Genomic DNA, 8,554 nt, shown 5'->3' on the forward strand with positions numbered 1-8,554 from the left:
ACCGACGCCCGCTCCGCCCCGGGGGCAACAGACCGTTTCGTTAACGTCGGCGAAACACGCGGGTGACGACCGGGCAACACCGCCCCCCTAGCCTCGTTCACGAGCCGGCGACGAGGAATGGCCGGTGAGCGGTACCAATGCGTGAAGGAGCCATCGAGGGTGTTCAAGAATCCAGACGAGGTCCTACGCTTCATCTCCGACGAGGGCGTGAAGTTCGTCGATGTCCGGTTCTGCGACCTGCCGGGCGTCATGCAGCACTTCACGGTTCCCGCCTCGGCGTTCGACCACGACACCTTCACCGAGGGTCTGGCCTTCGATGGTTCGTCGGTGCGTGGTTTCCAGTCGATCCACGAGTCGGACATGCTGCTGCTGCCCGATCCGTACACGGCCCGTATCGACCCGTTCCGGATCGAGAAGACGCTGATCCTCAACTTCTTCGTGCACGACCCGTTCACGTTGGAGCCCTACAGCCGTGACCCGCGCAACATCGCCCGCAAGGCGGAGCAGTACCTGAACGAGTCCGGCATCGCCGACACTGCCTTCTTCGCCTCCGAGGCCGAGTTCTACATCTTCGACTCGGTGCGCTACTCCGAGGACGCGAACTCCTCGTTCCACGAGGTCGACTCGATCGAGGGCTGGTGGAACACCGGCCGCGCCGAGGACGGTGGAAACCTGGGTTACAAGACCCGCTACAAGGGCGGTTACTTCCCGGTCTCGCCGTACGACCACTACGCCGACCTGCGCGACGAGATGAGCACCGAGCTCGCCAAGGCCGGGTTCGAGGTGGAGCGGGCCCACCACGAGGTGGGCACCGGCGGCCAAGCGGAGATCAACTACAAGTTCAACACGATGCTGCACGCCGCCGACGACCTGCAGCTGTTCAAGTACATCATCAAGAACACCGCTTGGCGGCACGGCAAGACCGTGACCTTCATGCCGAAACCGCTGTTCGGTGACAACGGCTCCGGTATGCACTGCCACATGTCGCTGTGGCAGGGCGGCTCGCCGCTGTTCCACGACGAGTCCGGCTACGCGGGGCTGTCGGACACGGCGCGGTACTACATCGGCGGCATCCTGCAGCACGCCCCGAGCCTGCTGGCGCTGACCAACCCCACGGTGAACTCCTACCACCGCCTGGTGCCCGGCTTCGAGGCACCGGTGAACCTGGTCTACTCGCAGCGGAACCGCTCGGCCTGCATGCGCATCCCGATCACCGGGACGAACCCGAAGGCCAAGCGCGTCGAGTTCCGCTGCCCCGACCCGTCCGGCAACCCCTACCTCGGCTTCGCCTCGATGCTGATGGCCGGCCTGGACGGCATCCGCAACAAGATCGAACCCGCGGACCCGATCGACAAGGACCTCTACGAGCTGCCGCCGGAAGAGGCCAAGAACGTCCCGCAGGTTCCCTCCAGCCTCAGCGACGCGGTGGACAACCTCGAATCCGACCACGAGTACCTGCTGGAAGGCGGCGTGTTCACCGAGGACCTGCTGGAGAACTTCATCTCGCTCAAGCGGGAGAACGAGATCGACCCGATCCGGCTGCGTCCGCACCCGCACGAGTTCGCGCTGTACTTCGACGTGTGATCGACCGACGTACCGTGTGACACGAGTGGGCCCCGCCGCGGCGGGGCCCACTCTGTTGTGCGTTGTTCCATTCGCCGCCTGTTCGGCGCGGGCTGCGAGATCGGCCGAACGCACGAGAGGCGACCGAGCCGAGGGGCGACCGGCGTGTCCCGACCACCACGCACCATCTCGGCGCGTGCCCCGACGAGACGGCTCCCCGCCAAGTGAGCGGATCAAGTCTCCGGTCCCCGGCCGAACTCACTTCGAAACGCGGGATTCGTCGACGGCGGGCGCGGTGCGGGTTTCACGAGCGTGGCACCGCGCCCGGCGTACTCACACGGCTACGTGGCCTCGGGTCATTCGACGGTGAGTACCAGCTTGCCCCGCACGTGGCCCTGCTCCAGCAGTTCGTGCGCCTGGGCCGCCTCGCGCAGCGGGAAGGTGCGCTGCACCTCCACCCGCAGCTGACCACGATCGATCAGCTTGCTCAACCAGGTCAGCTCCTCGGTGTCCGGCCGGACGAACACGTAGTGCCCGCCCTGCTGCAGCACGGTCTCGGGATCCTCCACCGAGGCGTGCCGCGAGCTGTCCCGCAGGATCTCCGGGGTTTCGCGCAGCGCGGTTCCGCCGGCCATGTCGATCGCGGTGTCGACCTTGCCGTCACCGCCGACGAGCTCGGCGACGCGCCCCTGCAGCCCCGGGCCGTAGGTGACCGGCTCGGCTCCCAGCTCGCGCAGGAAGTCGTGATTGCGCTCCGAGGCGGTCCCGATCACCCGGGAGGCCCCCAGCGCGAACGCGATCTGCACCGCGAGGTGCCCGACACCGCCGGACGCGGCGTGCACCAGCACGGAATCGTCGGTGCCGGTCTCCACCGCCTGCAGCATCTGCAGCGCGGTGAGTCCGGCCAGCGGTAGTCCCGCCGCCTGCGTGAAATCCGCCGCACCCGGCTTGTGGGCCAGGGTGCGCACCGGAGCGGCGACCAGCTCGGCATAGGTGCCGTACTGCACGTGGTCCTCACGCACGTAGCCCACGACCTCGTCCCCGGGTTTGAACTCGGTCACAGCGGGCCCGACGGCACGGACCACGCCCGCGAGGTCCCAACCGGAGATCAACGGCGTGTGGTGCGGGAACAGCCCGCGCAGATAACCGCGGCGGATCTTCCAGTCCACCGGGTTCACTCCCGCCGCCCTGGTCTCGACGAGCACTCGGTCGGGACCGACCAGCGGATCGTCCAACTCCTGGTACGAAAGAACGTCGGGTTCGCCGAATTCGGTGAGCGCGATAGCCTTCATGCTCGCTGCAACGACGTTTCGTCGCGATCTTATTCCGGCATTCGGAGCAGCGCGTTCGGTAGACTCGGCGAGCTTTCCACCTGCCCCGGCGGGCGTGGCGAGAACCGGTGAACGGTTCAGCAGGCCGGGCTCCCGGAACCCCGGTCAGCTCAGCACGTCCTCGTAGAAGACCCGCTCGACCACGGTCCTGGCACGCCGGGTCGCGCGCAGGTAGTCGTCCATCACCTGACCGGAATCCGAACCGCTCGGATAGCCCAACGCCGCGGCCACCGCGTTGAGCTCCCTGGAGTGTTTGGGAAGCTGATCGCTTCCCTTGCCCCGCACCAGCATCACGGCGTTACGCGCTCGCATGGCCAGTGTCCACGCGTTCTCCAGAGTCGCCGCGTCCTCTTCGGTCAGCAGTCCGGCCCCGGCGGCGGCGCGCAATCCGACCACGGTCGAGGTGGTACGCAGTTCGGGGAACTCGTGGGCGAAACGCAGCTGCAACAGTTGCAGCGTCCACTCCACATCGGCCAGTCCGCCGCGCCCCAACTTGGTGTGGGTGGTCGGATCGGCACCGCGCGGCAACCGCTCGGCGTCGACCCTGGCCTTGATACGTCGAATCTCACGTACCCTGCCCGCGTCCAGCCCACCTTCCGGATATCGGATCGGGTCCACGGCGGAGCGGAACCGCTCCCCCAACTCGGTGTCACCGGCGACCGGGCGCGCCCGCAACAACGCCTGGGCCTCCCAGGTCTGGGCCCACCTCCGGTAGTAGTTCAGGTAGGAGTCCAACGTCCGGACCAGCGGCCCCGACCTTCCTTCCGGACGCAGGTCGGTGTCCACCTCCAACGGCGGGTCCTGACTCGGCTTGCCCAGCAGCCTGCGCACCTGCTCCACCACGGCGGTCGCGAACCGCACCGCGGTACTGTCGTCCATTCCCTCGACCGGTTCGCAGACGAACATCACGTCGGCGTCGGAACCGTAACCGAGCTCGGCACCTCCCAGCCTGCCCATCCCGATCACGGCGATCCGGGCGGGCCGCGCGACACCGTCGACCACACCGTTCGGAGCCGACCACTCCGACCTGGCCGCCACATCACGGACAGCGGCGTCCAACGTGGCCTGCAACACCGCCACCCACACCGTGGAGAGCGCGGCGAACACGTCGTGCGGTCGGATCACACCCAGCAGATCCCCCGCCGCCACCCGCAGCAATTCGTGCCTGCGCAGCGAACGTGCCGCCGAGGCCGCCCGCTCCGGGTCGGCGTGCCGCGCCACCGCGCTGCACAGTGAACCGGCCACCTCCGCCGAATCCCGTTCGGACAGTTCCGCGGTGTCTGCCAACAGCCGCAGCACTTCGGGAGCGCGTACCAGCAACTCGGGAACCAGTTTCGAGATGCCCAGCAGAAAGGCCAGCCGTTCGGCGACCACGGCCTCGTCCCGCAACAACCGCAGATACCAGGGGGTCTCCGCGAGCGCCTCGGAAACGTTGCGGTAGGCCAACAGCCCGCCGTCCGGATCGGGAGTTCGGCCCAGCAGGTCCAGCAGCACCGGCAGCAGAGTGCCCTGGATGCTGGCACGACGCGTCATTCCCGAGGTCAGTGCCGCGATATGGCGCAGCGCCCCCTCCGGGGAGGTGTAGCCCAACGCTGCCAGGCGATCCACCGCCGCCCCGGTGGTCAGCCGCAGCGCCTCGGTGGGCACCTTCGCCACCGACTCCAGCAGCGGCCGGTAGAACAACTTCTCGTGCAGCCTGCGCACCCGGTTGCCCTGTTTGCGGTACTCGCCGAGCAGCACGTCCGCCGCTTCCTGACTGCCCTGCGAACGCATCCCCATCGCACGCGCCAGGTGGTGGAGCGTGGCCCGCTCCGTCGAGGGCGGGAACAGATGGGTGCGTCGCAACCTGCGCAGCTGCAACCGGTGTTCCACTCCACGCAGAAAGGCGTAGGAGTCGGCCATCGCACCGGCGTCGCTGCGGGCCACGTACCCCCGTTCGCCCAACGAGCGAAGCGCCGTCATCGTGGAGCGAGACCGGATGTCCTCGTCTCCCCTGCCGTGCACCAGCTGCAGCAACTGCACCGCGAACTCGACGTCGCGCAGTCCGCCCCTGCCGAGTTTCAGTTCGCGATCGGTCTGCTCGGCGGGGACGTGCTGTTCGACACGCTGCCGCATGGAACGCACGTCGCTGACGAAGTCCTCCCGCTCCGCGGCCGTCCAGATCAACGGCCGAACCGCCTCCGAGTAACGTTCGCCCAGCTCGGCGTCGCCGGCCACCGGGCGTGCCTTGAGCAACGCCTGGAACTCCCAGGTGCGGGCCCAGCGACGGTAGTAGCTCAGATGCCCTTCCAGCGTGCGCACCAGCGCCCCGGCCTTGCCCTCCGGCCGGAGGGCGGCATCCACGTCGAAGAAGGCGGCGCCCGCCACCCGCATGAGCGTGCTCGCCAGCCGCGTGGCCGGTGCCACGTCCTCCTCCGAATCGGCCACGAACACGACGTCGACATCGCTGACGTAGTTCAGTTCCCTGCCACCGCACTTGCCCATCGCGATCACCGAGAGGCGCGGTGTGTGGTGCCCGGACAGCTCGGAGGCAGCCACCGCCCATGCCGCGCGCAACGCGGCGACCGCCGCGTCGGAGAGCCTGCCGGTGATCTCCTCGTACGAGGGTGCGGTGATGTTCGGATCAACGGTTCCGGCCAGGTCGGCAGCGGCGATCTCCAACAGCAGTCCGCGGTAGGCGGCACGAAGTGGAGTCACCGCGGTACCGCTGTCCACTGTGGCTACCGGCAGCTCCGGAATCCCGCCTTCCGGCGAGGAACTGGTCATGGCGCCGACGCTGTACAGCAGCTCGGCGCTGAACTCCCGTACACCGCGCTGCCGGATGTCGTCACCCGCCAGGCGACGCCAGTCGGCTGGATGCGCGACCAGATGATCGGCCAGCGCACTCGAGTAGCCGATAGTGGCGAGGAGCCTGACTCGCAGTTCCGAGTCGGCCGACAGCCGAGGCTCGAGTTCCGTCCATTCCGCTTCGGACGACTCACGCAGCCGATTCACGGAGTGCAGGGCGAGATCGGGATCCGGCGTGCGGGAGAGGGTCTCCAGCACCGGTTCCGTCGCGGGCAGCGGGCCGCTGTCCCCCCACCAACCCGCCGCACGGAGCTGGGTCTCGGCTCGTTCGACATCGCTGAATCCATACCGCGCGGGGGACGGCACCGCCCCGGAGCGCTGCCAGTTGGCTTGGGCCATGTCCGTACCGTAATCCGAAACGACGGTCGGCGGGGATCCCGTCGTGACCGTTGTTGCACCCCGGCTCGCGAATCGGCTTCGTAGTCGAGCGGGCACGGGCTCGGCGGGGATGGGACAGCCGTGCGTGACGGCCACGAGCTCCGAGGTCCCGGCGGAGAGTTCGGCGGAAGAGTTCGTCAGGCCAACGGCAGGGAACGTGTGGTGGTTCGTTCCTCCGGTGGAGTGGCGGCGAGTTCGAAGAACCGCCGCGCCACCGGCTGCCAGGTCTCCGCGAGATCGGCGTGGAACTCGCGGAGATGCTCGACGTCGAACTGGCCGCTACGTGCCGCTCCCGCCAACTCCGGATCCGCGTCGGCGAGGCCGCGCACCACTTCGGGGGTGGTCTCGATGTGGAACTGGAAACCGTAGGCCCTGGTACCGACGCGAAACGCCTGGTTCTCACCCTTGGGAGAGGCGGCCAGCAGCTGAGCTGTCGGGGGCAGCGTGCTGATCTCCTCCCGGTGGAACTGGAACACGTCCGGGGTGAGGGGCAGCGGACCGACGAGTACGTCCTCGGCAGCGGTGTCCCGCTTCGCCACCAACAGCGTCCCGGCTTCGGGGCCGTCGCGGCGGGTGGCGATTCGCCCACCGGTCGCCATCGCCAGCAGCTGTGCCCCGAGGCCGAGCGCCAGTACCGGAGTCCCTGCCGAGGTCGCGGTGCTGAGCAACTTCCGCATCGAACTCAGCCAGGTGTGTTCGAGATCGGCTCCGGCATTCGTCTCACCGCCGAGTACCACCAGTCCGGCGTAGTCCCCCGGTGTTTCCGGGAGCTCCTGCCGACGCGGATCGAGCACGTCGAGTTCGGCTCCGAGTTCGGCGAACCAGTCTCCCAACATGCCGAGTGGGAAGTTTTCGGACGGTTGCACCACGAGAATCCGCACTCCGCTCATGCCCGCCAGGATACGAAGGGGTGCGAGCCGAGTCACATCCGGTGCAGCACGATCTCGTCGGTGTCGTGCACCGGTAGGAAACCGATGCGCCGGTAGACGGAGTTCGAAGTGGGATTGGCCAGATCCGCGAACAGTACGACCCGTTCCGCGCCCGCCTCGACGGCTCGCCTGGCCGCCGCCAGCGTGACTGCCGCCCCGTATCCGTTGCGGCGAAACCGCGCGGGTGTGTAGACGTTTCCGATCCGCGACATCCCGTACTTCGGCGTGCTGTGGAAGGCCATCGCCACCGGGCGGCCACCGGCGGACCAGAGCACCGGAACCCGACCGCTGTCCAAGAAGGACCGCAATGCGTCTTCCGATGAATCGGTACCGACTCCGATGTCCCCGGCATCACGGGCGTACTCCGCTCGCCACTCAGCCAACCAGGGAATGTCGGAGGGGACGAAACCACGTTCCTCGCCCACCACTTCCGCCGGGAATTCCGGGATGTGCAATTCGTAGAGTCGCTGTCTTATCCGGAGTTCGCGGATCGCTCCGGTAGAGCGACACCATTCCGCTGCCAACCGACCGACCTGTTCGGTGGGGCCGAGCAGGGCCCCTGGGGCCGGATCGTGTTCGCACAGCGCGGCCACCAGTTCGGCGGTGTCCATATCGGGCAGCGCCCCCACATGGGCGGGGAAAGGTGGTGTGCGGAGATAAGCACCGAGCACGGTTCGATCCTCGTGCAGGGTGAGCAGCGCGGGAGCGGGCCCGGCTTCGTAACTTCGCGCCGCGGCCAGAGCCGTCACGGGAATGGTGTGCCGCACGGGGTCAGCCCGGTAGAACCGCTCGGTGGTTTCCCGGAAGGAGGCGAACGAGTCGTGACGTTCGACGTGCATACCGGCATGATCGTCGGTATCCGGGTCCCGGGCAATCGGGTTTTCTGGGGTTGGGTACAGGTGTGGCCCGGGCACCGTGGTGGTGTCCGGGCCACATTGTGGGGGGTTGGGTCGGCGGTGTCCGTGTCTCCCACACCCGTGGGGGTGCAGTACCTGGGGCGCTGGAGGGCTTAGCTGCCGGGTTCGGGATGGATGCCGGGCGTGTCTCCTCCGCTGTGGCCACCGACCCAAAAACTGTGGGGGCCGACTGGGTCAGCCGGTATGTAGTTATCGGGGGTGGTGGCTGGGTTGGGAGCCGTATAGTGGTGGCGAGATCCGCGTGTGCTTGCGGGTGGTGCGTGTGTGGGCGATGGGGGGGGTGTCGCCGTTCGGCGGGTTAGTACCCGTCCACTGAACACATTGCTGTGCGTACATGTCGGGCCTATCAACCCAGTCGTCTGCTGGGTGCCTTATCCCCACTCGAGGTGGGGTGGGAGACGTCATCTTGGGGTGGGCTTCCCGCTTAGATGCTTTCAGCGGTTATCCGTGCCGAACATGGCCAACCAGCCGTGCCCCTGGCGGGACAACTGGCACACTAGAGGTTCGTCCGTCCCGGTCCTCTCGTACTAGGGACAGCTCCCCGCACGTCTCCACACGCGCGCGGCGGATAGGGACCGAACTGTCTCAC

Annotated in this window: 5 protein-coding genes and 2 rRNA genes; 1 reads left to right on the plus strand and 6 read right to left on the minus strand. The window is 67.7% G+C overall.

Annotation, left to right across the window (positions count from 1 at the left end):
- Nucleotides 1-159: 159 nt before the first annotated feature.
- On the plus strand, nt 160-1,584 hold the full coding sequence (glnA, locus tag BLR41_RS13970) for a type I glutamate--ammonia ligase (RefSeq protein ID WP_092628816.1): 1,425 nt from the start codon (nt 160-162) through the stop codon (nt 1,582-1,584).
- Nucleotides 1,585-1,919: 335 nt separating this feature from the next.
- On the opposite strand, the gene BLR41_RS13975 is transcribed toward glnA, so the two are convergent.
- The 6 genes from BLR41_RS13975 to BLR41_RS14000 form a co-directional block, all read right to left on the minus strand.
- Nucleotides 1,920-2,855, minus strand: a complete 936-nt coding sequence (locus BLR41_RS13975) for an NADP-dependent oxidoreductase (RefSeq protein ID WP_092628726.1) — start codon at nt 2,853-2,855, stop codon at nt 1,920-1,922.
- A gap of 144 nt (nt 2,856-2,999) precedes the next feature.
- On the minus strand, nt 3,000-6,080 hold the full coding sequence (locus BLR41_RS13980) for a bifunctional [glutamine synthetase] adenylyltransferase/[glutamine synthetase]-adenylyl-L-tyrosine phosphorylase (protein WP_092628727.1): 3,081 nt from the start codon (nt 6,078-6,080) through the stop codon (nt 3,000-3,002).
- 176 nt (nt 6,081-6,256) lie between these two features.
- Nucleotides 6,257-6,985 carry a type 1 glutamine amidotransferase gene (locus BLR41_RS13985; protein ID WP_245694190.1) on the minus strand — a complete coding sequence of 243 codons (729 nt, stop codon included), beginning with the start codon at nt 6,983-6,985 and terminating at the stop codon, nt 6,257-6,259.
- Between the two features lie 56 nt (nt 6,986-7,041).
- The gene (locus BLR41_RS13990) at nt 7,042-7,887 is read right to left on the minus strand and encodes a GNAT family N-acetyltransferase (protein ID WP_218120128.1); all 846 of its coding nucleotides are present in this window, start codon (nt 7,885-7,887) and stop codon (nt 7,042-7,044) included.
- Nucleotides 7,888-7,996: 109 nt separating this feature from the next.
- Nucleotides 7,997-8,114: ribosomal RNA gene (rrf, locus tag BLR41_RS13995) — 5S ribosomal RNA — on the minus strand.
- A gap of 128 nt (nt 8,115-8,242) precedes the next feature.
- Nucleotides 8,243-8,554, minus strand: a 23S ribosomal RNA gene (locus tag BLR41_RS14000); the annotation flags it as partial.

Origin of the sequence: Actinopolyspora mzabensis, assembly GCF_900101095.1 — a bacterium.
GTDB lineage: Bacteria > Actinomycetota > Actinomycetes > Mycobacteriales > Pseudonocardiaceae > Actinopolyspora > Actinopolyspora mzabensis.